Annotated in this window: 20 protein-coding genes and 1 pseudogene; 13 read left to right on the top strand and 8 right to left on the bottom strand. The window is 38.0% G+C overall.

Annotated features, from left to right (window positions below; genetic code table 11):
* Window positions 1-134 precede the first annotated feature (134 nt).
* Together PL9631_RS01380 and PL9631_RS01375 are read right to left on the bottom strand one after the other, a co-directional pair.
* Complete coding sequence (locus tag PL9631_RS01380; RefSeq protein ID WP_083616241.1) at window positions 135-1703, bottom strand: NAD(P)H-quinone oxidoreductase subunit N; 1569 nt, start codon at window positions 1701-1703, stop codon at window positions 135-137.
* Window positions 1704-1961: 258 nt separating this feature from the next.
* Window positions 1962-3800 (bottom strand): WD40 domain-containing protein, encoded by a 1839-nt coding sequence (locus PL9631_RS01375; protein WP_083616240.1) that lies wholly within the window; start codon window positions 3798-3800, stop codon window positions 1962-1964.
* Between the two features lie 82 nt (window positions 3801-3882).
* Between PL9631_RS01375 and PL9631_RS01370 the strand changes: the two genes are divergently transcribed.
* A complete protein-coding gene (locus PL9631_RS01370) occupies window positions 3883-4095 on the top strand; it encodes a hypothetical protein (protein ID WP_083616239.1) in 213 nt (70 codons plus the stop codon).
* Window positions 4096-4149: 54 nt separating this feature from the next.
* Here PL9631_RS01370 and PL9631_RS01365 read toward each other — a convergent pair whose 3' ends face one another.
* The 5 genes and pseudogenes from PL9631_RS01365 to PL9631_RS01345 form a co-directional block, all read right to left on the bottom strand.
* A complete protein-coding gene (locus tag PL9631_RS01365; protein ID WP_083616238.1) occupies window positions 4150-4920 on the bottom strand; it encodes an AsmA family protein in 771 nt (256 codons plus the stop codon).
* A gap of 89 nt (window positions 4921-5009) precedes the next feature.
* Window positions 5010-5075, bottom strand: a pseudogene (locus PL9631_RS27250) (element excision factor XisI family protein); the annotation flags it as partial.
* Between the two features lie 48 nt (window positions 5076-5123).
* Complete coding sequence (locus PL9631_RS01355; RefSeq protein WP_083616237.1) at window positions 5124-5387, bottom strand: hypothetical protein; 264 nt, start codon at window positions 5385-5387, stop codon at window positions 5124-5126.
* Between the two features lie 43 nt (window positions 5388-5430).
* Window positions 5431-5664: a DUF167 domain-containing protein gene (locus PL9631_RS01350; RefSeq protein WP_083616236.1), complete on the bottom strand. Its 234-nt coding sequence runs from the start codon at window positions 5662-5664 to the stop codon at window positions 5431-5433.
* Window positions 5665-5746: 82 nt separating this feature from the next.
* The gene (locus tag PL9631_RS01345; RefSeq protein WP_331281238.1) at window positions 5747-6133 is read right to left on the bottom strand and encodes a cupin domain-containing protein; all 387 of its coding nucleotides are present in this window, start codon (window positions 6131-6133) and stop codon (window positions 5747-5749) included.
* Between the two features lie 273 nt (window positions 6134-6406).
* Between PL9631_RS01345 and PL9631_RS01340 the strand changes: the two genes are divergently transcribed.
* From PL9631_RS01340 to PL9631_RS27245, 12 genes are all read left to right on the top strand, one after another.
* Window positions 6407-8140, top strand: a complete 1734-nt coding sequence (locus PL9631_RS01340; RefSeq protein WP_083616234.1) for a peptide ABC transporter substrate-binding protein — start codon at window positions 6407-6409, stop codon at window positions 8138-8140.
* A 53-nt stretch (window positions 8141-8193) separates the two neighbouring features.
* Window positions 8194-9150, top strand: coding sequence for an ABC transporter permease (locus PL9631_RS01335; RefSeq protein ID WP_083616233.1), 957 nt, complete (start codon window positions 8194-8196; stop codon window positions 9148-9150).
* A gap of 9 nt (window positions 9151-9159) precedes the next feature.
* Window positions 9160-10077 carry an ABC transporter permease gene (locus PL9631_RS01330; RefSeq protein WP_083616232.1) on the top strand — a complete coding sequence of 306 codons (918 nt, stop codon included), beginning with the start codon at window positions 9160-9162 and terminating at the stop codon, window positions 10075-10077.
* 79 nt (window positions 10078-10156) lie between these two features.
* Window positions 10157-10954: a basic amino acid ABC transporter substrate-binding protein gene (locus PL9631_RS01325; protein ID WP_083616231.1), complete on the top strand. Its 798-nt coding sequence runs from the start codon at window positions 10157-10159 to the stop codon at window positions 10952-10954.
* A 72-nt stretch (window positions 10955-11026) separates the two neighbouring features.
* Window positions 11027-11557 carry a pentapeptide repeat-containing protein gene (locus PL9631_RS01320; RefSeq protein ID WP_083616230.1) on the top strand — a complete coding sequence of 177 codons (531 nt, stop codon included), beginning with the start codon at window positions 11027-11029 and terminating at the stop codon, window positions 11555-11557.
* A gap of 196 nt (window positions 11558-11753) precedes the next feature.
* Window positions 11754-12548: an SDR family NAD(P)-dependent oxidoreductase gene (locus PL9631_RS01315; RefSeq protein ID WP_083616229.1), complete on the top strand. Its 795-nt coding sequence runs from the start codon at window positions 11754-11756 to the stop codon at window positions 12546-12548.
* A gap of 370 nt (window positions 12549-12918) precedes the next feature.
* Window positions 12919-15201, top strand: a complete 2283-nt coding sequence (locus PL9631_RS01310) for a sensor histidine kinase (protein ID WP_083616228.1) — start codon at window positions 12919-12921, stop codon at window positions 15199-15201.
* Window positions 15185-15619, top strand: a complete 435-nt coding sequence (locus tag PL9631_RS01305) for a response regulator (RefSeq protein ID WP_197046227.1) — start codon at window positions 15185-15187, stop codon at window positions 15617-15619. Before PL9631_RS01310 ends, PL9631_RS01305 begins: the two co-directional genes overlap by 17 nt.
* A gap of 25 nt (window positions 15620-15644) precedes the next feature.
* Window positions 15645-16991, top strand: coding sequence for a hybrid sensor histidine kinase/response regulator (locus PL9631_RS01300; RefSeq protein WP_231516601.1), 1347 nt, complete (start codon window positions 15645-15647; stop codon window positions 16989-16991).
* A gap of 269 nt (window positions 16992-17260) precedes the next feature.
* A complete protein-coding gene (locus tag PL9631_RS01295; protein WP_083616226.1) occupies window positions 17261-19003 on the top strand; it encodes a trypsin-like peptidase domain-containing protein in 1743 nt (580 codons plus the stop codon).
* Window positions 19004-19281: 278 nt separating this feature from the next.
* Window positions 19282-19494 carry a hypothetical protein gene (locus PL9631_RS01290; protein WP_083616225.1) on the top strand — a complete coding sequence of 71 codons (213 nt, stop codon included), beginning with the start codon at window positions 19282-19284 and terminating at the stop codon, window positions 19492-19494.
* Between the two features lie 526 nt (window positions 19495-20020).
* Window positions 20021-20173: a hypothetical protein gene (locus tag PL9631_RS27245; protein WP_407947566.1), complete on the top strand. Its 153-nt coding sequence runs from the start codon at window positions 20021-20023 to the stop codon at window positions 20171-20173.
* 898 nt (window positions 20174-21071) lie between these two features.
* Here PL9631_RS27245 and PL9631_RS01285 read toward each other — a convergent pair.
* Window positions 21072-23267 carry an O-linked N-acetylglucosamine transferase, SPINDLY family protein gene (locus tag PL9631_RS01285; protein ID WP_083616224.1) on the bottom strand — a complete coding sequence of 732 codons (2196 nt, stop codon included), beginning with the start codon at window positions 23265-23267 and terminating at the stop codon, window positions 21072-21074.
* Window positions 23268-23352 lie beyond the last annotated feature (85 nt).

Raw genomic sequence — 23352 nt, 5'->3', positions numbered from 1 at the left:
CCCCCTAAAATAGAAAAGGGGGGAGGAGGCAAGCAAAAGATCAAAGTCTCCCCCTGCCCCCCTGCGGCCACTGAGCCTGTCGAAGTGCCCCCTGCTCCCCCTGCTGGGGCATTTCGGGGAGAATTTAGGGGGATCTAATCTCTCCGGGCAATTAACGGAGATTTTGTCAGATGAGCAACGGTTTTGGTTTTCACCAATACATTGTCAAACATGGTGCTGTGGGTAACAGCTTCGGTGGATAAAGTAAATAACGGATTTGATAAAATACCCGCTAAAGACGTTGCTACCAAGGTTAAAACTAAACCCACTTGTAGGGGACGCATTCCGGGTAAATTCCACTGAACTGCGGGATAGTTTTTCACCACATCGGACATTTCTTGGGGTTCTTTGACCACCATCATTTTCACGACTCGAATATAATAATAAATCGAGATCACACTGGTGACTAAACCCAACAGAACTAACCCATATAAACCCGCTTGCCAACCTGCCCAAAATAGATAAATTTTGCCAAAAAATCCAGCTAGGGGAGGAATACCACCGAGGGATAATAGACAAATACTTAAACACAGGGTTAATAGGGGATCTTTTTGATACAATCCGCTATATTCACTAATTTGATCGGTTCCGGTTCTCAGGGAGAATAGAATCACACAAATGAAGCCACCCAAGTTCATAAATAGATAAATCAACAGGTAGAATACCATGCTGGAATATCCCGCCTCGGTTCCGGCAATTAACCCAATCATCACAAATCCCGCTTGGGCAATGGAAGAATAGGCTAACATCCGTTTCATGCCCGTTTGCGCCAAGGCGACCACGTTTCCTAAGATCATACTCAGGATGGCTAAGGCGGTGAATACAAACCGCCATTCGTCGGCAACGGAGGGAAAGGCGTTAATCAGTAAACGAATGGCTAGGGCAAATCCCGCAGCTTTGGAACCGACGGATAAAAATGCGACTACCGGAGTCGGTGAACCTTCATAAACGTCCGGTGTCCATTGGTGAAAGGGAACCGCAGAAATTTTAAAAGAAATTCCGGCAATTACGAAAACTAAGGCGATAATAACCCCTAGAGATTCGCCTTTAGATAGGGCTAAAATCTTGGCAATTTCAGTTAAATTGGTTTGACCGCCCGAGAGTCCATATAATAGGGATAAACCATAAAGAAATACGGCGGAACTGGCGGCTCCAATTAATAAATATTTCAACGCAGCTTCATTAGAACGGGGGTCACGTTTGGTATATCCTGTTAATAAATAAGAGGAGATACTTAAGGTTTCCAAAGCCACAAAAATGGTGACTAATTCATTCGCCCCGGAGAGAAACATCGCCCCTAAAGTTGCAGTTAATAGAATGGCGATAAATTCCGCTAAGGCAGTTCCCGTCTGTTCAATGTAGCGAATCGACATTAAAATAGTGACGGCTGAAGTGATGGCAATAATCCCCCGAAACACGATGCTCAGGTCATCGCCATTGAAACTGCCTAGGAAAGCGATGGTATTCCTACTGTCCCATTGAGTGTACAATACCCCGACGGCAATCAGTAAACCGCCGATCGCCGCATAAGGTGTCCACACAGAAGACCGACTACGCCCGACAATTAAATCACCCACCAACACAACCAAGAGGGTGATAATCACAATCCCCTCTGGCCAAATAACCCCAGCATTCAACTGGGCTGCAAGAGTCGAAAAATCCATAGTCTAACCTAAATGGATAATACCGTTTACAATCGATGGGACTTGGAGAATTCCTCTAAATTCCCAATAATTTGACCACGTTTTAACATCAGTTTAAGGATAGCAGACAGGGGCCTCTGTAGTAAGCCCTTCAGTGCTTAATCCCCTAAACCTAACACTAATAAATTTAATCTCTTGTTATTAGTGTTAGGTTTTGTTACTAATTTTGGGGAATGAAGCCCGGTCGGGCTTACTACTTTTAGGAGTGTTATTTTTTCTCTAAGTTTGTTGCCAAATTTTAATTGTGCCATCTCCATGACTACTAGCGAGAGTATGACCATCTTGGGTAATAAATGTAACTGAATAAATTGCACCGCCTTGAGGGTTTAAACTATCAATTAATTCTCCGGTGTGTAAATTCCATATATTAATGGTTTGATCAGCACTACAACTAGCTATTATATTACCGTCGGGACTAATGGCAACGGTATAAATCCAATTTTTATGATGATTTAAGGTGCGGAGGAGTTGACCTTTTTCCAGATTCCAAATAAAGATTTTACCATCATCGCTACTGGTGACAATAAATTGATTATCGGGACTAATTGCTAAGGATCTAATATAAAATCTTTGAATTAAAGTCCGGCAAATTTTCATATTTCTTAGATCCCAAATAATGACTCGTTTATCCCGGCCACCACTAACAATAAAATCCCAATTAGAAGTCATATCAACACAATCAACTTCGCCAGAATGTCTATAAAGAGTTCTCAGGTTTTCTCCGGTTGCAACTTTCCATAACTGCACGGTATAATCCCAACTACCACTAATTAAGTTTTCGCCATCGGGAGTGAATTTTAAACTGGTAATATAATGGGAATGAATTGTAATAGTTTTAATTAATTCTCCGGTTTTCAAATTCCAGAATTTTATGGTATTATCACAACTACCACTGGCAATTAAGGAATTATTAGGACTAATCGCAACGGCATAAATATAATCTCGATGTCCTGTAAAATTGTGTAATATTTCTCCAGTTTGGGGATTGAAAACCTTAACGGTTTTGTCTTTACTTCCGGTAACTAAAATTTGACCGTTGCTGCTAATAGTACAGCAAAAAATATGAGCAGAATGGGCTTTTATGGTTTGGATACAATTCCATTTTGGCAAGGAATGGAGAACTTGATTAATTTTTTGAGCATCTCTAATCATTAAATTAATATTTTGAACTGCGTTAATATTGCCTTGTTTTGAATATAAATCGGAAGCATTTAATAAATTATCAATTGCTTCGGGGTTTTTGCCTAATTGAAAATAAGCCAGACCGCGATAGCGATAGGCGTCTGCATAAGTTGGTTGCAGTTTTAGTGCTTTGGTATAGTTTTTAATGGCTGAGGTATAATCTTTCTGTTGTTCGGCACAATTTAAGCCTGATTCTAGGTAAAATTCAGGATCATTAGTTAATCCTTTTAAGAAATTTCTCAGACCATCGCCATAATATAAGTCACTAATATTCAATTTAACAATACTTTTATTCTGATGATATTCTAAACCTATTTCTTTTTGTGCTATGCGTTTCTGAATTAAACTTGCGGGTAGAAACCCGGCAATAATTGCGGAATATTCTGATTTAAACTCATCAAATTTAATAATAGTCTGAGAATCGGAATAAATTAATATAGAAATAATGGCTTGATTTTTAGTGATTTCTTCCCAACTTACCCACCATTGCGCTGAAGTTGGGAAACTATAGCGAGTTTTAACTTGAATTCCGATAGAATCATCCGTACTAATACGGAGATCAATTCGACCATCGCCACTATCGGGGATAATTTCATAGTTAATATTACTGACAAAATCCCCTAAGTATTTCTTAACTATTTCTTCTCCCAATTTTCCCATCATCGTATTCCTGAAAACGACCTGGGGGTCAGCTTTTCTATATTTTCTAACCATATCCCAAGCGTGTTGACGAATGGGGTTTAAGTCTTGACCAGAAATGGTTTTAATCTCTCCATAGATTCCCTGTCTTTGATAACAGAGTAAACTGCTTAATCCAGTTTTGAGGCGATGAATAAATTCTGCTTGTTTGTCTTTGAGATAATCATTCATGTACATGAGTCTATCAATCCCCTCTGATTTGGTGAAATCACTGGTTTTATTTTAATGGCTTGGGGTGATAAAATTATTAAAAATATAGGTGCTCCATCGTAGCGATCGCACCCGAAACTCTCCTATAGATCAAAAAGCGATCGCACCACCAACTCCCCCACACCCAAAGGGCGATCGCCAAGGAACTTCTTTAGAAGAATTACAGCAAAATTTATTAGACTTGTATCACGAATTTAGTGGCAATAATATTCCTTCTGTTAGAAAAGTTGCAGAGTTGGAGTTAGTACCTGAACATATATAATTAAGCGATCGCAAATTCAGTAAATTTACGATTTACAAACCTTCTATATTGCTTCTATATTCCTGGAGAGGGAAGATATGGTTTTTTCGGTGGAGAGATTGGAAAGGGTGGAGAAGGTGGTTTTATTTTGTTTGATTTTTCTATAATTGAGTTTAACTGAGGTAAATTTTGCTCATTAATTAAGCCAGTTATTTCTATTAATATTTTCTCCTGTAATGCAGAAGATAATTTATCAGGTAAATTTTTCCCTGTAACTTGCTCTAAAGTTATTTGATCAACTTTAAATTCTTTAGTAATAGGAGAATTTATACCATCAGGAGGCTGTAAATTAACAGTAAATTTTATGTTATTAAATTGCATTTGATTGATATTCAAATCCTCTGGTTGGTCTGAATTTTGACTCGGAGAATTTTTTCCTTTTTCAGATAATTGTTTTAGGTTAATTACTATCATAGATTCAGGTGTAGTGGCATTATTGTCAAACTGCACATCAACATTAACTGCTACATCTTCAATAACTATTTTTTCAATTTCTAAAGGTTTTTTTATTAATGATTTAGCCTGAACTTCCATATTTGTAATCCTAAAAATATAAGGACTAGCAAAACCATCTATATTATCAACCTTAATATCCTTAAATTGGACATTATTCTGGAATAAATTTACATTTGCTTTTGTACAATCTGTACCTAAACCCATACCTAAACTAAGTTTTTGTTCAATTTCCTGTTCTGCTTTTTGGTCAGCTAATTTGTCTAGTCCAAATGCTACACCACCCAAAGTAAGTATTAATATACCAGGGACAATCAAATATTTTTTAGCCATTTAACTATGCTCCCTAAAACTTGATTAAAAGTATAAAACCAATTTGAGAATCATTCATGGTTATTCACCTTTATTGTTTCAAATTTGGATTAAGCGATCGCAAATTCAGTAAATTTACGACTTTCTGGATCATGAAATGCTAAAACAATATCTTCCTTTAATTATACTAACCTAAAGCCTCCTCTAACTTACATATTAGACTATCAAAAAATATCAGAATCTTCGGGTTGAGAAACAAGATTAGATGGGGGGCGATCGCTACTCCAAGCCCACCAAACAGAACCACATTGACAGGCATAAAATTCCTGCCATTTGCGGCGGTTATTTTCACTATAAACGGGAGAACGGCGGTTAATCCAAACCTGTTGGGCTTCTAAACTATTAGCGGAACATTCAGGACAGCAAAACTCAGAAGCGTGAATCGCATCGGTTGTCCAATCTGGTGGGGTAGGTTGAAACGCATCCATTGGCAAAAATACTGAAATTAATGATGTCTACTCACCCATTATACTAGGAATTAAGGTCAGGAACTTCTACAAATTTATGACGGGAGGATAACCCCGATTTAATGATAATCTGAGATTTAGGGACTCCTAAGTGTTTGGCTAAAAATTTAATTAATTCTTGATTGGCTTTTCCTTCCACTGGGGGCGATTTCAGGTGGACGGTAAAACTTCCGTCGGTTTCTTCATGGAAAGCCTGTTGTTTAGAATTGGGTTTAACTTTAATTTTTAAGAGTGCCAAGGTTTTAAAAAATTGCGATCGCTACCATCAATATAGGATACAGCAATTTGGTATCCTATATTGATATAAGATGATTTTAAAATTAAGCTGTCAGGGGATAATCTGAACTTTCAAACGCCTTTTTTACGGCGACTAAATTGTAGGGAAAAGGGGGATTTAAGGGGCGATAATCCCGTTCATGGGGTTGACCATGCCGCAATACTGCATTCACCATTAAACAGTCTTCTGTACCCAGATTAACTGCGCTGTGAGGAACCCCTGGGGGAATTTTAACCACGGTTGGAACCCGATCACTCAAGGGAATATAACGATATTGACGATTTTGTAAAATCACCAGGACAAATTGACCCCGGACGACCAACAATTGATCGGTTTGAAAACGATGGACAAATAACTTCTCCACCGCCCCCGCTTCGACCTGTACCATCATCGTTTCGTCGCTGGTTTGGGGGGTGAAAAATTCAACCATCCCAGACCTGATCGAGTTGAGTCTGCGAACTTCAACTTGGTGGATAAGACCCATATTGATAGTCCTCACAATGCAAAATATTATGCTTTTGTCAAGTGTAAGCGGTGTTTCTGTAAAATTTTGTAATAAAATTAACGAAATTCCAGAATAGAGGCATAAATGCCTCACTACGGTAATAGAATTAACGAAATTCGAGAATGGAGGCATAAATGCCTCACTACGGTAATGAAACAGACTGAGTACAGAATGCGATCGCCCTTTTCTACAATTTCTATGAATTTTTATAAATTTTCTCTGTTGATTTCTCTGATTAGTTTAACCCTAACTTCCTGTGGGTCTTCTCCAAATTCTACCTCAACAAATCCCACTAATTCCAATCAGCAACCCGCAGAAAAAACCCTAAAATTATTATATTGGCAAGCACCAACTATTCTGAATCCCCATTTATCAACCGGGTTCAAAGATTCCGAAGCTAGTCGAATTACTTTAGAACCCTTAGCTAGTTTTAATAATCAATTAGAATTAGTCCCATTCTTAGCCGCAGAAATTCCGACCTTAGAAAATGGAGGAATTGCGAAAGATGGTAAATCCGTGACCTGGAAACTGAAAAAAAATATTAACTGGTCTGACGGTAAACCTTTTAGCGCCGATGATGTAATTTTTACACATCAATTTATTAGTAATCCCAAAGTAGGAACTACCACATCTGGGACGTATGAAATTATTAAAGATATTGAAAAAATTGATGATCACACCATAAAAATCAACTTTAAATCCGTAACCCCCGGATGGTATTCGGTGTTTGTGGGAACAGAAGGTATGATTTTACCTCGCCATATTTTTGAAGCTTATAATGGAGAAAATTCCCGACAAGCACCGGGTAATTTAAAACCTGTCGGAACCGGGCCCTATCGAGTGGTAGAATTTAAACCCGGGGATGTAGTTGTTTATGAAGCTAACCCCAATTTTAGAGAAGCTAAACAGTTAGGATTTGAACGCCTAGAACTCAAAGGGGGAGGGGATGCAGCCTCCGCAGCCAGGGCAGTTTTGCAGACGGGAGATGCGGATTATGCCTATAATCTTCAAGTAGAATCTAATGTTTTAAAACCCTTAGAAGCGGCGGGAAAAGGTAAGATTGTTTCTAATTTTGGGGCTTTAATGGAACGGATTTTGATTAATCAAACCGATCCGAATCAAACCACACCAGAGGGAGAAAGATCGAGTTTAAAATTCCCCCATACTTTCTTTAGTGATCCTAAAGTTCGTCAAGTTTTAAGTTTAGCCATTGATCGAGATATTATTGCTAATCAACTCTATGGAATTTTAGGTAAACCTACTTCTAATTTTGTAGTCAATCCTGCTCAAGTTGTTTCCCCCAATACTACCTATCAATTTAATTTAGAAAAAGCCGCCAAACTATTAGATGATGCAGGATGGAAAGATACAAATAATAATGGGATTCGAGATAAAAATGGTGTAGAAATGAATTTAGTGTTTCAAACTTCCGTTAATCCTTTACGCCAAAAAACCCAAGAAGTAATTAAACAATCCTTAGAACAATTAGGCATGAAAGTAGAACTCAAAAGTATCGATCCGAGTGTATATTTTTCCGGTGATCCTGCTAATCCCGATACGACAGAACGATTTGCGGCGGATTTACAATTATTTAGTACCGGGAATACGAATCCCGATCCCACCGCCTATTTAAAAACCTATACCTGTGATCAAATTCCCCAAAAAGCGAATAACTGGACTGGGGACAATTATTCTCGCTATTGTCAGCCAGAATATGATGCACTTTGGAAACAAGCCACCACTGAAATTAACCACGAAAAACAAAAACAAATCTGGATTAAAATGAATGATCTGTTAGTGAATAATTATATGGTGATTCCCTTAATTCATCGGGCGGAAGTAGAAGGAGTCAATAAAAATTTAACAGGCGTAGAATTAACCCCTTGGGATTTAACCGTCTGGAATATCAAAGATTGGAAAAAAACCCCATAGTAAGCCCCGTAGTAAGCCCGACCGGGCTATCTTTTATTTTATTATTATTAAACATGACCCGATACCTAATCAACCGGATTCTAACCTCCATTCCCACCCTAATAGCTATTAGTATGGTCGTGTTTTTAATCCTAGCTTTAGCCCCTGGTAATCCTATGGGAGAATTTGCTAATAATCCTTCCATTACACCCGAAGTTAGAGAAAATATTAAGCGATCACTCGGTTTAGACCAACCCATTCCCATTCGTTATTTAAAATGGATTTGGGCATTTTTACAAGGAGATCTAGGCTATTCCTTTACCAGTCGTAGCCCCGTTTTAGATTTGATTTTACAACGTTTACCCACAACCCTTTGGATTATGGGTGCAGCTTATAGTTTAGCGGTTTTAATTGCCTTTCCCTTTGGGATTATTTCAGCATTAAAACGCTATTCGGTTTTAGATCAAATTATCACAACTATTTCCTTTATTGGGTTTTCCTTACCTACTTTTTTTACCGGGTTACTATTTATTATTATTTTCAGTGTTCAACTGAAATGGCTTCCTTTTATTTATAATAGTACCTTAAAAGTAACCAGTTTACAAACATTTTGGCAACAAATCCAACAGTCAATTATGCCTATTTGTGTGTTAGGATTCTATCAAGCTGCAATTTTAATGCGGTTTATTCGTTCCTCTTTTTTAGAACAGTTGAATCAAAATTATGTTCGCACCGCTTATGCTAAAGGTTTACCAAAATTGAATGTAATTAATGGTCATATTTTAAGAAATGCCTTAATTCCAGTTGTGACCTTAATCGCGTTACAAATTCCCGGTTTATTTGCTGGATCATTAGTTACCGAACAGGTATTTAGAATTCCTGGGATTGGAGCTTTATTAATTGATTCGATTTTTCGGAGTGATACCCCGGTTATTATGGGAATTACCATGGTTTATGCTATTTTAGTGGTAATTTTTAATTTGTTTGCCGATATTTTATATGGATTATTAGATCCTAGAGTTCAATATTAATTATTAACTATGACTGTCATTAAACCTTCAGAAACAACTCCTAAAACTCGCCAACCCCGATCCCTAATTCAGACCGCTTGGCGACAATTTAAACGGGATAAAATCGCTCTTTTAGGATTAATGGTTTTAGGATTAATGATTTTAGCCGTCATGATTGGCCCTTGGATTTATGATATTTCTCCGACAGAAATTGATTTTGTTAGTTCCCTCTCGCCACCCACGGGAAAACATCCTTTTGGAACTAATGATTTAGGACAGGATCAATTAGCCCGTTTATTAATTGGGGGCCGAGTTTCTTTAACCGTTGGGGTCGCAGCCATGGCGATCGCCATTTTATTAGGAACATTAGTTGGGGCGATCGCCGGATTTTATGGCGGAATTATTGATAGTTTGCTAATGGGATTAACGGATTTATTTATTTCCCTTCCCCAATTACCTGTATTATTATTAGTAATCTACTTATTTAGAGAATCTATCAAACAAATTGTCGGGCCAGAAGTCGGTATTTTTCTATTAATTATTATAGTAGTTGGTGGGTTAAATTGGATGTCGGTGGCGCGATTAGTTCGGGGGAGTTTTCTAACCACACGAGAACAGGATTTTGTCACCGCAGCTAAAGCCATTGGTGCGTCTTCTCAGCGATTAATTTGGGTGCATATTCTTCCTAATGTTTTGAGTCCGGTAATTGTAGCAGCAACTTTAGCCGTGGGAACTGCGATTATTACAGAATCGACTTTGAGTTTTTTAGGATTAGGATTTCCCCCCGATGTTCCCACCTGGGGAAGAATGCTTTATGATGCTCAAAACTATTTAGAAACCGCCCCCTATTTAGCCTTATTTCCAGGGTTAGCGATTTTTTTAACGGTGTTGAGTATCAACGCGGTAGGGGATGGTTTAAGGGATGCTTTAGACCCCCAATCTCATTAGATAAATTATGATCTAACAACCTTCTAGGACGAGGTTTTAAACCCAATTTCATGATCAAACATCGGAAAAATAAAAATAAATGATTAACTTAAATCCCGCTCAATTATTTCGTCAATTTAGCCTAATTTTAATTAGTCTAGGGTTAATTGTAGCTTGTCATTCCATATCGACATCGGATTATAGGACTTCTAATATTCTTAAAGTAGCCACTGAACCCGCTTTTCCCCCTTTTCAATTTCAAGAAAATACGGGGGAATTAAAGGGATTTGATATCGATTTAATCAAAGCAATTGGTCAAGAAGCAGGTTTAGAAATTCGGTTTCAAATTCTACCTTTTGATCAAATTATTCCCGCCATTGAGAAGCAAACCGTCGGGGCGGCTATTAGTGCGATGACGATTACCCCTGAACGTCAAAAAATCATCTCGTTTTCCTATCCTTATTTTAAAACTGGATTAGCAATTGCTATCCAAAAAGACAATCAAGAAATCAATAATTTAGAGAGTTTAAGGAATAAAAAAATAGGAGTTAAAATTGGAACCACTGGTGCTAATGAAGCCAAAAAAGTTATCGGCGGTAAAATCAGTTATTTTAATTCCACCGCCTTAGCTTTACAGGCATTATCAAAGGGTAATGTAGATGCAGTGATTAATGATAAACCCGTTATATTATATTTAATTAATTCAGATAATCTCACTGAAATTAAAGTGATCCAACCTTTGTTAACTGAAGAATATTATGGAATTGCTACGCCCAAAAAATCAGAAAATTTAGTAAAGATTAATCAAGCTCTAGTTAAAGTGATTAAGGCCGGAGTTTATAGGAAAATTTATCAAAAATGGTTTAAAATTGAGCCCCCTGCTCTACCCAATAATTAAGTTTAAACTCAGAATTGACAGAATTAATTTTATATGTTATTAATTAAGCTATAAAACTAATGATAATTAACCATGAAAAAATATAAATTCTGGGCAGTTTTGGCGGTATTTACACCCATTGTTTTTGTAGCTCCAACAATGGCTCAATTCAATACAACAGACCCGGCTGTTTTTTTAAGACAGGAGGCTCGTTCTTGTCAAGGATGTAATTTACAAGGCGCGGATTTAAGTAATCAAAGCCGAATTAATGCTCAACTTAGACAAGCTAATTTGAGCAATGCCAACTTTAATGATGCGAACTTCCGAGGCTCGTTTTTTACCTGTGCAAACCTCTCTAATAGCACCATGAGAAATACTAATTTTTCCTTTGCTAATTTTGTTGATGCTAACCTAAGTGGGGTCGATTTAAGTGGCGCAGATTTAAGTAAAACTGACTTAAGTGGCGCAATTATTGATGAAAGAACTAATTTTTCTGGAGCCAACTTAACCGGAGCTAAACTCTGGGATGCAGCCACGATTTTTCGGCCAGGAATGGATTTAAACAGCATTCCGCGAGACTATACTATAGAAAGTCAGCGACGCAAATGTAATAACAGAAGATGATAACATCAGTTATCATTTGTAGGGGCAGGTTCATCAAGATTTAAGTGATTAACAAAGATCTAAAAGAACCGGCCTATACCAGTTATCAGTTATCAGTTTATTACCCATTCGTAATTCGTAATTCGTAATTCGTAATTACCCATTACCCTGTTACTGAGCGAAGTCGAAGTATTACCCCTTACCTTAATTTTTATATATGACATCAACAGTTTTGATTACAGGTGCTTCCCAAGGAACGGGTAAAGCAACCGCTTTATTATTTGCTAAAAAAGGCTATAATGTAATATTAGCTGCCCGGGAACCGGAACGTTTAGAAGCCCTGGCAAATGAAGTTTTATCTTTAGGCGTTTCTAGCTTGGCTATTCCCACGGATGTGACTAATATTGAACAGGTTCAATATTTAGTAAATCAATCCTTAGATTATTATGAAACTATCGATGTTTTAGTGAATAATGCCGGAATTTGTTTAACTGCATCTACTGAACATACTACCCTAGAAGATTGGCATGAATTAATGAATACAAACTTCTTTGGTTATGTGAATATGATTCATACATTGTTACCCCATTTTTTAAAACAGAAACACGGAACAATTGTCAATGTCGGTTCCTTTGGCGGAAAAATGCCCCTTCCCCAAATGGCCGCTTATTGTGCGAGTAAATATGCGGTGACTGGACTGACGGAATCCTTGCGATTAGAACTGCAAAAAAAAGATATTCATGTCTGTGCTGTTCATCCGGGGATTATTAATAGTAATTTTCTCGAAAGAGCGCAATTTCGCGGCGAAGATGAGTTAGAAATTGAACAACTGCGTCAACGTTTGGACTCCGCTTTAGCTTCGACTTGGGTAAGTCAACCGGAAGATATTGCTCAAGCGATTTGGAATGCTGTGGAGAAAAAACAAGCAGAAGTGGTGGTAGGGCCAGCCGTATTAGCAACGGAAACCTATCGATTATTGCCAGGATTAATGCAGTTAATTTTAAACCAATAAGACCTCAATTCTACCATAATTTGATTAATTTGTGTGAATTAATATATAACGATATTTAAACATAAGGCAGCAAAATTACTCTTAGCTCCTATGGGCTGCCTTAATCTGTATATTTTTTTAAATAAACTTAAAGAATTATAGAAAAAGAGTGGCAATGAATAGTCTTCTAAGCATTTTTGACGGATGGGTAAAATGCTATACTGAAAGAGAAGATGCCTGAAGTGCCCAGGAAAATTGTCCTAACCAGCCCCAAGTCCAAACTCAGCATTTAGATAGACTTTGGCTACAAAATGGATGAGATAGGATAATAATTAGAACAAAATTTTACCCTTTGATCATTTTTTGATCAATATAACACAGGAGAATCATTATGGTAGATATCAAGGCAGAGGATAATCCTTCTGGCTCAAAAATTTTGGATGAGCAACCCATTCATATCCTAAGCCAAATTCAACCCCATGGCATTTTATTGGTTTTAGAAGAACCTCGTCTCAAAATTTTACAAGTCAGCCATAATATTGAATCGATATTGGGAATTTCTACCGAAACAATTCTCTCCCAATATTTAGAAAATTTATTAGACCCCTTCCAAATGGAACGGATTGACATAGGATTAAAACAAGATAACCTCGATTTTATCAACCCGACTAAAATTTGGATCAAAATTAAAGGCGATGATTATGTCATATTTGATGGAGTATTTCATCGCAATAGTTTAGGCTATTTAATTTTAGAGTTAGAACCCGCAACCTCCCAAGAAAATATTCCGTTTCTGAGTTTTTATCATTTAGCTAAAGTTTCAATTAATCAACTCGAATCCTCCTCAAAATTGCTAGATTTTTGTCAAATTATTGTCCAAGAAGTGCAGAAAATCACTGGATTTGATCGAGTGATGTTATATAAATTTGATCCCGAAGGACATGGGGAAGTCATTGCGGAAGAAAAACGGCAGGATATGGAACCCTATTTAGGGCTACATTACCCCGCATCAGATATTCCTAAACCCGCCAGAGAAATGTTTAGTTCTAATTGGATTCGCTTAATTCCCGATGCAGCAGCCGAACCCGTTAAACTCTTTCCTGAAATTAATCCGATTAGTCATCAACCCACGGATTTAACCTGCTCAATTCTTAGGAGTGCTTCGCCTTGTCATCGGCAATATTTGCAGAATATGGGAGTGGGTTCTTCCTTAACTATTTCCTTAATAAAAGAGGGAAAACTTTGGGGATTAATTGCTTGTCATCATCTTGCCCCTAAATATATTTCCTATGAACTCCGCAAGGCTTGTGAATTTTTAGGACGAGTAATTTTTTCTGAACTTTCAGAACGGGAAAACACAGAAGATTATGATTATCGGATTCAATTAAATCAGATTCAATCAGCTTTAATTGATGCCATGTCCCAGGAAGAAAACTTTATTGATGGCCTCACCCAACATCAACCCAATCTTTTAGATTTAACCAGTGCTCAAGGTGCTGCAATTTACTTTGGCGGTCAATTTACCCTAATCGGAAAAACTCCCCCAAAAGCCGATTTAATTTTCCTAGTAGAATGGTTACAAAAACGCAGTCAACAAGAAGTCTTTTATACGGATTCTTTAGCTAAACTATATGGCGATGCCCAAGGATTTAAAGACATAGGAAGTGGATTATTAGCTATTTCTATTTCTCATAAAAATTATGTGATTTGGTTCCGTCCTGAAGTCATTCAAACCGTGAAATGGGGAGGAAATCCTGACCAAGCTTTTGAAACCCATCACATAGAAGATCAAGTTTTTCTCTCTCCTCGCAAGTCCTTTGAACAGTGGAAAGAAACCGTGCGCTTAAAATCTTTACCCTGGAAACAGGTAGAAATTCAAGCTGCTTTAGAACTGAGAAAAACTATTATTAATATTGTCTTGAAACAAGCCGATGAATTAGCCGAATTAGCCCAGGATTTAGAACGGTCAAACTCCGATTTGAAAAAATTTGCCTATGTCGCCTCCCATGATTTACAAGAACCCTTAAATCAAGTGGTTAATTATGTTCAACTCTTAGAAATGCGTTATCATCAAGCCTTAGATGATGATGCCAAACAATTCATTGCCTACGCCGTTGAAGGAGTGAGTTTAATGCAAACCCTCATTGATGATATTTTAGCATATTCTAAAGTCGATATGCAGAGAATTGAATTTCAATTTACTGAAGTTCAAACCGCTTTAGATAAGGCTTTATCTAACCTGAGAAGACGCATTACCGAAAGTCAAGCCACCATTACCTATGACCCCATGCCTAATGTATTAGGAGATGGGACGCAATTAATGCAGTTATTCCAAAATTTGATTGCTAATGCGATTAAATTTCAGAGTAAAAAACCGCCAGAAATTCATATCGGAGTTAAACGAATTGAGGAGGCTTGGTTATTTTCAGTTCAGGATAATGGCATGGGAATTGACCTACAATTTGCGGAACGAATTTTTATTATTTTCCAACGTCTCCATACTCGCGATGAATACCCAGGAACCGGGATGGGATTAGCCATTTGTAAAAAAATTATAGAATGCCATCGTGGTAAAATTTGGGTAGCATCAAAATTAGATCAAGGGGCTACATTTTATTTTACAATTCCCGTAGGAGGACACGAAGGTGAGCACCGAAATGGAAGAAAAATCTAAAATGATATTTTTGATTGAGGATAGCAAAGCCGATATCCGTCTAATTCAAGAAGCCTTGAAAGATAGCTCCATCTTTCATGAAGTGATGAACGTTAGAAATGGGGTTGATGCTATGTCATTTCTTCGCCAAGAAGGAGAATATGAAAATGCCCCTCGCCCGGATTTAATTCTGCTGGATTTAAACTTACCTCGAAAGGATGGACGGGAGGTTTTAGCGGAAATTAAAACTGACCCGAGCTTAAAAAGAATTCCTGTTGTTATCCTCACAACTTCCCATAATCAAGAGGATATTTCCCATAGCTATGACCTTCATGTGAATTGTTATATTACGAAATCCCGAAATTTGAGCCAACTGTTTACACTTGTTAGAGGAATTGAAGAATTTTGGCTTAAAACTGTGACATTACCGTGCGATTAAAAGATCTTTTTGAGAAGGATAAACAATGAGGAAAGTTTGGCATATTCAAGGCACAGAAAAAAAAACAGAGGGTTGCTATTTATCCTCTGTGGAAGAAGAAGGTTTTTCACCCTATTCTAAACCTTCAAATGATCCCAGTCATCACAGCTTTTATGCTGCTGATTTTTCTTCATTAGAAAGGAAACAAAGCCATTTAACGATGAGGTCTGCTAGTTCAGTGAAAATCTTATTGATTGAAGATAGCCTCGCTGAAGCTATATTTTTACAGGAATTACTCAAGGATTCTCAGTTTCAACCCTTGAGTTTAGTTCATGTTAAACGCTTAGGAGAAGCTCTGAGTCAATTACAGGATCATATTTTTGATGTGGCTTTATTAGATTTAACCCTACCTGATAGTCAAGGTTTAGAATCTTTAGAACGCTTAATTGAAAATTTTCCCAGTTTACCCATTGTGGTTTTAACTAATACAAATGATGATGAATTAGCGGTTATAGCCGTGCGTCAAGGGGCGCAGGATTATTTAGTTAAAAGACAGGTAGATGGTAATATTTTAGTTCGTTCTCTCAAGTATGCAATTGAACGAAAACACAACTTAGAAAGTTTAAAAGCGATGAATCAATCCTTAGAAATGACCGTTGAAGAACGGACAAAGGAATTAATCAAAGCTCAAGAACAAAATCAACTCCGCTCGGAATTTGTTTCGATGATTTCCCATGATATTAGAAATCCCTTAAATACAATTTTAGCGTCGGCGGTATTACTTCAAGATCATGAACAAAAATTATCCCAAGAGAAAAAAATAACTTTGTTTCAACGAATTCGATCTGCTAGTAAAAATATGGCTCAATTACTCGATGAAGTCATATTAATCGGAGAAGCGGATTCGGGTCAACTCCAATATCAACCCAGTCCGATTAATTTGGAGGTGTTTTGTCGCCAATTGGTGGAAGAAATACAATTGAGTTATGGGGGGAAATCTCAAATCAATCTAAATTTTAAATTAACCCTCAGAGAAGTTAGGGTTGATCCTCATTTATTAAGAAGAATTCTGATCAATTTATTAGAAAATGCAATTAAATATTCTCCTGAATCTGAAAGTGTTCAATTTGATGTTAGGGTTCAAGATCAAACGATTGATTTCTGTATTCAAGATCAAGGGATTGGTATTCCTGCCGATTCCCTTCCCCTGATCTTTGAACCCTTCCACCGTGCCAAGAATGTGGGTTCTATCTCCGGTACAGGCTTAGGATTAGCGATTGTTAAACATTGCGTGGATACCCATGGAGGCAAGATTTGGGTCGATAGTCAAATTGGAATTGGAACGACTTTTATTGTTCGTTTACCTTTAATTAAGTTGGATGAAAATGAGTAATGGGTAATAGGTAATGGGTAATGGGTAATGGGTAATGGGTAATAGGTAATGGGGAAGATATAGAATTTTTAATATATGGGCTACAATTAAAAACTAGAGTGATTATTTTCTTGAAAAACGTTAAATTAAATGAATCTAAATTTACTGTCGTAGTAATTCATGAATTTATCCTTTCCTGTTGTTGCGCTTATAGCGCTTAATAGGGGGGCTGAAGCCCAACAACGAAATTGATTTCCTATTTCTTTAAAAAACATTAATTGAACTTGATTATGAATCTAAATTTACTTTCTCAATTATTTAAAATTTTTCCTAAAAATTTAGGTGCGATCGCTTTAAGTATTCCTTTCCTAACTATTCCGGTTCCCATTTTACCACAGTTGTCCTCTTTTCCCTTACAAATTGCGGAAAAAATAGCCCTATCCCCCGCCGAAATTAATAGTATTGCGGGAGAAATTACCGTTAGAATTGATGGGCCAAAAGGAGGATCAGGATTTATTGTGGAAAAACAAGGAAATACCTATTATGTTTTAACTAATTGGCACGTTGTTGATCGCGTTGGAGACTATGAAATTGTCACCTCCGATGGCGAACGTCACTTTGTTTATTATAGTTTAATTCAACGACTTCCTAACCTTGATTTGGCTCTAGTTCCCTTTAGTAGTACCCAACGATACCGCGTGGCAATTCCCGCCGATGCTAATAATATTCAACCGGGAAATCCTTTATATGTAGCCGGATGGCCCCGTTCTGGAAGTTCTCTAGGACAGCGACTATTTTTAAGTACCAGTGGAACCTTTAGCCAACGTCAACAACCTCGGTTTGGATATAGTTTAGTTTACACCAATTTAGTCAGAAGTGGGATGAGTGGCGGCCCAATTTTAGATGGGGAAGGAAAGGTTATTGGAGTTAATGGAATTGTCCAGTTAGGGAATGATCCCGATAAAATTGTTTCCGCCGGAATCCCCATTAATTATTTTTTTGATTGGCGAAAAACAGCCACATTGTCCTCAATAATCACTCCCCCTAATGCTCCTACTCCGATTACCAATAATCCCGATCTTAATACTTTAGATTCGCCCGCAAAACCCCCTAATACAATGGCTGCGGTCAATAATTCCTTTACTTTAGCCACGACTTTAACCGAGAAATCAGGAGAAATATTATCGATCGCTTTAGCCTTTCCCTATACTATTGTGGGGAATAGTAACGGTAATCTTTCAATTTGGAATATTACCACCAGTGGACTGACTCGAACCTTGAGCGCCCATCAAGGAGCAATTAACGGAATTAGCCTCAGTCCAGATAATAAATATTTAGTCACAGGCGGAGAAGATGGATTAATTAAAGTTTGGGATTTGGCTACGGGTTTACAATCTCAAACTTTGCCCTTACTTCAAACAATTCAAGCCCATAATAATCCGATTTTAGCAGTTAAATTAAGTCCCGATAGTCAAATAATTGCCAGTGGAAGCTGGGATAAAACTATTAAACTTTGGAATCTGAAAACAGGTCAACTTTTGAAAACTTTGATCGGACATGAACAGTTAGTTGGGGCGCTGGCATTTAGTCCCGATGGTAAAATTTTAGCTAGTGGAAGTAAGGATAGTAGTGTCAAATTATGGAATGTGGAAACTGGAGAATTAATTCGCACATTAAAAGGTCATGAATTATCGGTTTTATCCCTAGCAATTAGTCCTGATGGTGAGACTTTAGCCAGTAGCAGTGCCGATGGAAGTATTGGGTTATGTAAATTAAAAACAGGTCAACCTATTCGTCGGTTTAGTGGTCATACCGATGGGGTTTGGTCAATCGTAATTACCCAGGATGGGAAAACATTAATTAGTGGAAGTTGGGATAAAACCGTGAAACTTTGGGACTTAGCTACGGGTCAATTAAAAGGTAATTTAAGAGGTCACTCCGGTTATATAAATGCTGTTGGTATTAGTCCCGATGGTAATACCTTAGTTAGTGGGGGATGGGATGGACAAGTGAAGGTTTGGAAGCATCCCTAATTTCAACCGTTATTTGATTTCCCACCAATCAGTCTAATAAGTGTTATGATGGACAAACTTAACATCTTCTTTTGCTACTGTCATTTTATTCCCCACTTAAATTCGCCTATAGTCCTTGATGAATTTGAAGTGATGCTTCATAAACTTGTTTTTCTCTAGGGAGAAATAAATCATTGGGTCGCCACAAAATTCAGTCTAAAGGCATAGAGTTCACGGAATCTTGATTATCAAAGACTCCGATTATTAGCTGTTTTTAAAATTCAGGAGTATTATCCGATATGGGTATGATTGGTAAGTTAGTAAACCAAACTTTAGAACAGGGCTATTTAACCCTAAATGTTGAAGCAGAACTCCGAAATTTGTTACAAACAACCCGCTATAGTAAGGAGGATTTTGAGGCGTTTATTCGGTTACAAAATGCTGCAATTGATGGGTTAGTTACACAAGAATCCCGTGAACGTTTGAACAGGTTAGATACGGCAATTATTTAATCGAGCTAGGTTTTTTATCAATCAGGACTTACGCATCACCGCTATCAATAGTAGGGGTAATTCATGAATTACCCCTACATCTATATCTTATAGGACTTACGCAGAATACCCAATTATACACCATCTGTAGGGGCGAACGGCCGTTCGCCCCTACTAGATATGGTTGTTTTGCGTAAGTCCTGTCTTAAATAGATTGCCCCAGGGTTTCAGTCCCGCAAGCGGGATTATTGTTATTGAAACTTTAATTTCTTCCACTATGTTTCTATCTTCCATAAAGTTTCAGTCCCGCAAGCGGGATTATTGTTATTGAAACTTTAAAACTCCTCCGCAAGATATAAACCTCCGTTTATGGTTTCAGTCCCGCAAGCGGGATTAATGTTATTGAAACTCGGGGTGTAATTTCCCTTTTAAATTTGTTGCATTGTTTCAGTCCCGCAAGCGGGATTAATGTTATTGAAACGGTTGTACTTCCTAAAGTTTGGAATGTTAAATTAAAGTTTCAGTCCCGCAAGCGGGATTATTGTTATTGAAACTTAATGAAGATGAACTATTCAGCAAGTTAGTTGATATTGTTTCAGTCCCGCAAGCGGGATTATTGTTATTGAAACTTTTAGGATATTGGCCGGGGATGAATACTTCTGTGATGTTTCAGTCCCGCAAGCGGGATTATTGTTATTGAAACCTTTATGTGGGTTCTCGTCAATCTGAAAAAATGTGTTTCAGTCCCGCAAGCGGGATTATTGTTATTGAAACTGTTAGTCCCACTTATCAAGCCCTCTCAGTTGGTCGTTTCAGTCCCGCAAGCGGGATTATTGTTATTGAAACCCCCGATTATACAATCTGATTGATTCCCGAATGCAAGTTTCAGTCCCGCAAGCGGGATTAATGTTATTGAAACTTCCCGTATATACTTATATAAGCATTTTTACCTAGCCGATATCTTGTTTCAGTCCCGCAAGCGGGATTAATGTTATTGAAACGGAGACGGATCGAAAATCCGACTTTTTCCGCTAAACGTTGTTTCAGTCCCGCAAGCGGGATTAATGTTATTGAAACTGTTACCGCATTAACAGTAATGGGAGCCGGAACAGTGGCGTTTCAGTCCCGCAAGCGGGATTAATGTTATTGAAACTCCCTAACAATAGATTTCAAATCCTCAATATTAACTGTTTCAGTCCCGCAAGCGGGATTAATGTTATTGAAACCTCAACGCATTTTTCCCCCTCTTGAATCAATAGGGCATGTTTCAGTCCCGCAAGCGGGATTAATGTTATTGAAACTCTGCCGTTTGAAAGCCTGATGGGGCGGTTATTCTAAAGCCCATTTTCGTGAACCTCAAAAATCACCTCATTTTAGCCCTCATTATTGAGACAGATTATTAATAACTAACCAGACCCAAAAATATAAACTATTGATTTGTCAAGGTTCTAGGGTTTTTCGTGAACCCCCCCAGGTTTTAGCCCCTGCTTAGGTTCACGAAAACCATAGCCCTAATCATAAGTCCCCTTGCCCCAATAAACAAGAGGACGTTTCAATTCTTTACAATCCGTAGAGTGAATTCATGAATTTCCCCCCATCTAGGCAGTTTTCTGCATAATTAATTGTTGGAAAATCTCATATAAATTTTGAGCAAATTGTTGAGGATTCCAAAGAGCAGCTAAAGATTCAGATTGCTTAGATTGAATTAACTTTTCTTGAACTAATGTTCTCAAAACTTGATCCTGACCTAAACGCACCCCCCAGTTAATATAGTCTTTCCAAGACTCAGAAATCCCTTCTTCAATTGATAATCCTTGTAAAAAAGAATAACCCATCCGCGATAAAAATTGTTCCCCTTTGTGAGTCACCACCGGAACATTAAACCAGAGCGCTTCTAAGGTATGAGTTCCACCATTATAGGGGTACGAATCCAAGAAAACATCCGCAATAGAATACACTTGACGGTGTTCTTCTTCCCGGGGAAAACGGGGCAGGAATTTAATCCGATGTTTCCCCACCCCCAACCCATCACACACTTGACGATAGGTGGAAATTACCACTTCTTGATCCGCCAAACCTTTATAAATTAAAATACTATCGGGAACTTGTTTGAGAATTTCGACTTGAGCTTTGACTAATTCTACATTAAATTTCCGACCCGACGCCACACATAAATAAACAATTTGATCTGAACTAATTCGATGGATTTTTCGCAATTGCATCGGATTTGTTTCAACTCGCTCAAACCCAGAAACCGCCATAAAGGACTGCGGCATTTTTAATAATTGTTCCGTGTAGTATTTTTCCCTGCCTTTGGGATGGGTATATTCATCTCCTAAAAAATAAGTTTGCTCAGAAACTTGCAACGCATCAAACCCCAACCAAGAAATACAAATAGGGGCGGGTTTCTGATAAAAAATATCGGCGTGAATAGGTAAACTTAACGCATCTAAATCTAAAATAATATCAATTTGATCATTAGTAATTTCTTGAATAATTTCTTCCGGTGTGGGTAATCCATTGGGATAGTGTTTAGGAATAAAAAACTTATCCGCGATCGCTTCAAATAACGGGGTACGATCATCCGTCTGGAGGCGATCCGTACAATAAAGATAGAGCTTAACGGGTAAATTTGATAATTCCCGTAAAACATCCAAACTACACCAACCCACCGAATGGCGATTAAAATGGCTAGATAAAATTCCAATTCTTAACGGAGAATGGGGAAATGTAGCAGGAATACTATCGGAAATTGCTTGATATTTGGGTTTAAGAATTTTCTCAATATATTTTTTAGTAATACGATGATGGAGCTTAGTATTTTTATCTAAATCATCTCTTAAATAGGGCATACTAAAGAGTAAATTAGAATACAGCGATTTAATTTCTACTAAAGTCGTCCGATCTAATTTAGAATACAGTTGAGATTCTAATTTTAAAAACCGATCCTTGGCGATATGATTTAACCCCGATACCTGATAGGTGCTAATCCCATAAATTGCCGCCATAATCGCGTCAACTTCGCTACAAGATTCCACATAGCGATCCACCGCTTGACGGGCAGCCGCTAAATTACTACTATCACGATAAATGCCACACAAATGTTGATGGGCTAAGGGTAAATTAGGTTTAATTTCAATTGCTTTTTCTAATAAAGGAATAGCCTCTTTATATTTTCCCTGATGTCGTAAAACCATCCCCATTTGACCATAGGCTTCAGCAAAATCTGGCTTTAACTCCACAACTTTTTGCCAGACGGCGATCGCTTCTTCAACCTTGCCTTGGAGCGCTAATTGATTCCCCTGATTAAATAGAGCATCAGCCCCGCCCAATTGCGGATTTAAGGCTAAGGCTCGTTGCTCTGAAAGTTGGGCTTCCCCGTCCTGTCCTAAGTGTTTTAAAACCTGTGCTAAGTTCCAATGGACGGCGGCTAAATCCGGCTGTAAATTCACCGCTTGACGATAACTATTAATCGCGGATTCCAGTTGTCCCTGGCGGTAAAACATACTCCCCAAATTAACATGGGCTTGGGGTAAATTCGGGTTAATTTCTAATGCTTGTTGATAGGAGCGAATCGCCTCTTGTATTTGACCCTGGGCTTGATAAATATTCCCCATGGTCACATAGGCTAAGGGCTCATTGGGCTCCAGGGCGATCGCTTTTTGACAAGCTGCGATCGCTTCAGAATACAATTTCTGAGCATAGTAAGTTTCCGCCAATTGTGTCCATCCTTGGGGACTATCAGGCTGCATTGCAGTGGAAGGATCAGAGGATTGATTCGGATTCACGGACATTAGGACAGTTCGTTGAAGGTATCACCTAGAATTTTAAGGGTTAACGCGATCGGGGGGAAGGGGGAGAGGGGAGCAGGGGAGCAGG

This window comes from Planktothrix paucivesiculata PCC 9631, assembly GCF_900009265.2.
Lineage (GTDB): Bacteria > Cyanobacteriota > Cyanobacteriia > Cyanobacteriales > Microcoleaceae > Planktothrix > Planktothrix paucivesiculata.
This window is presented reverse-complemented; position numbering and strand designations above follow the sequence as displayed.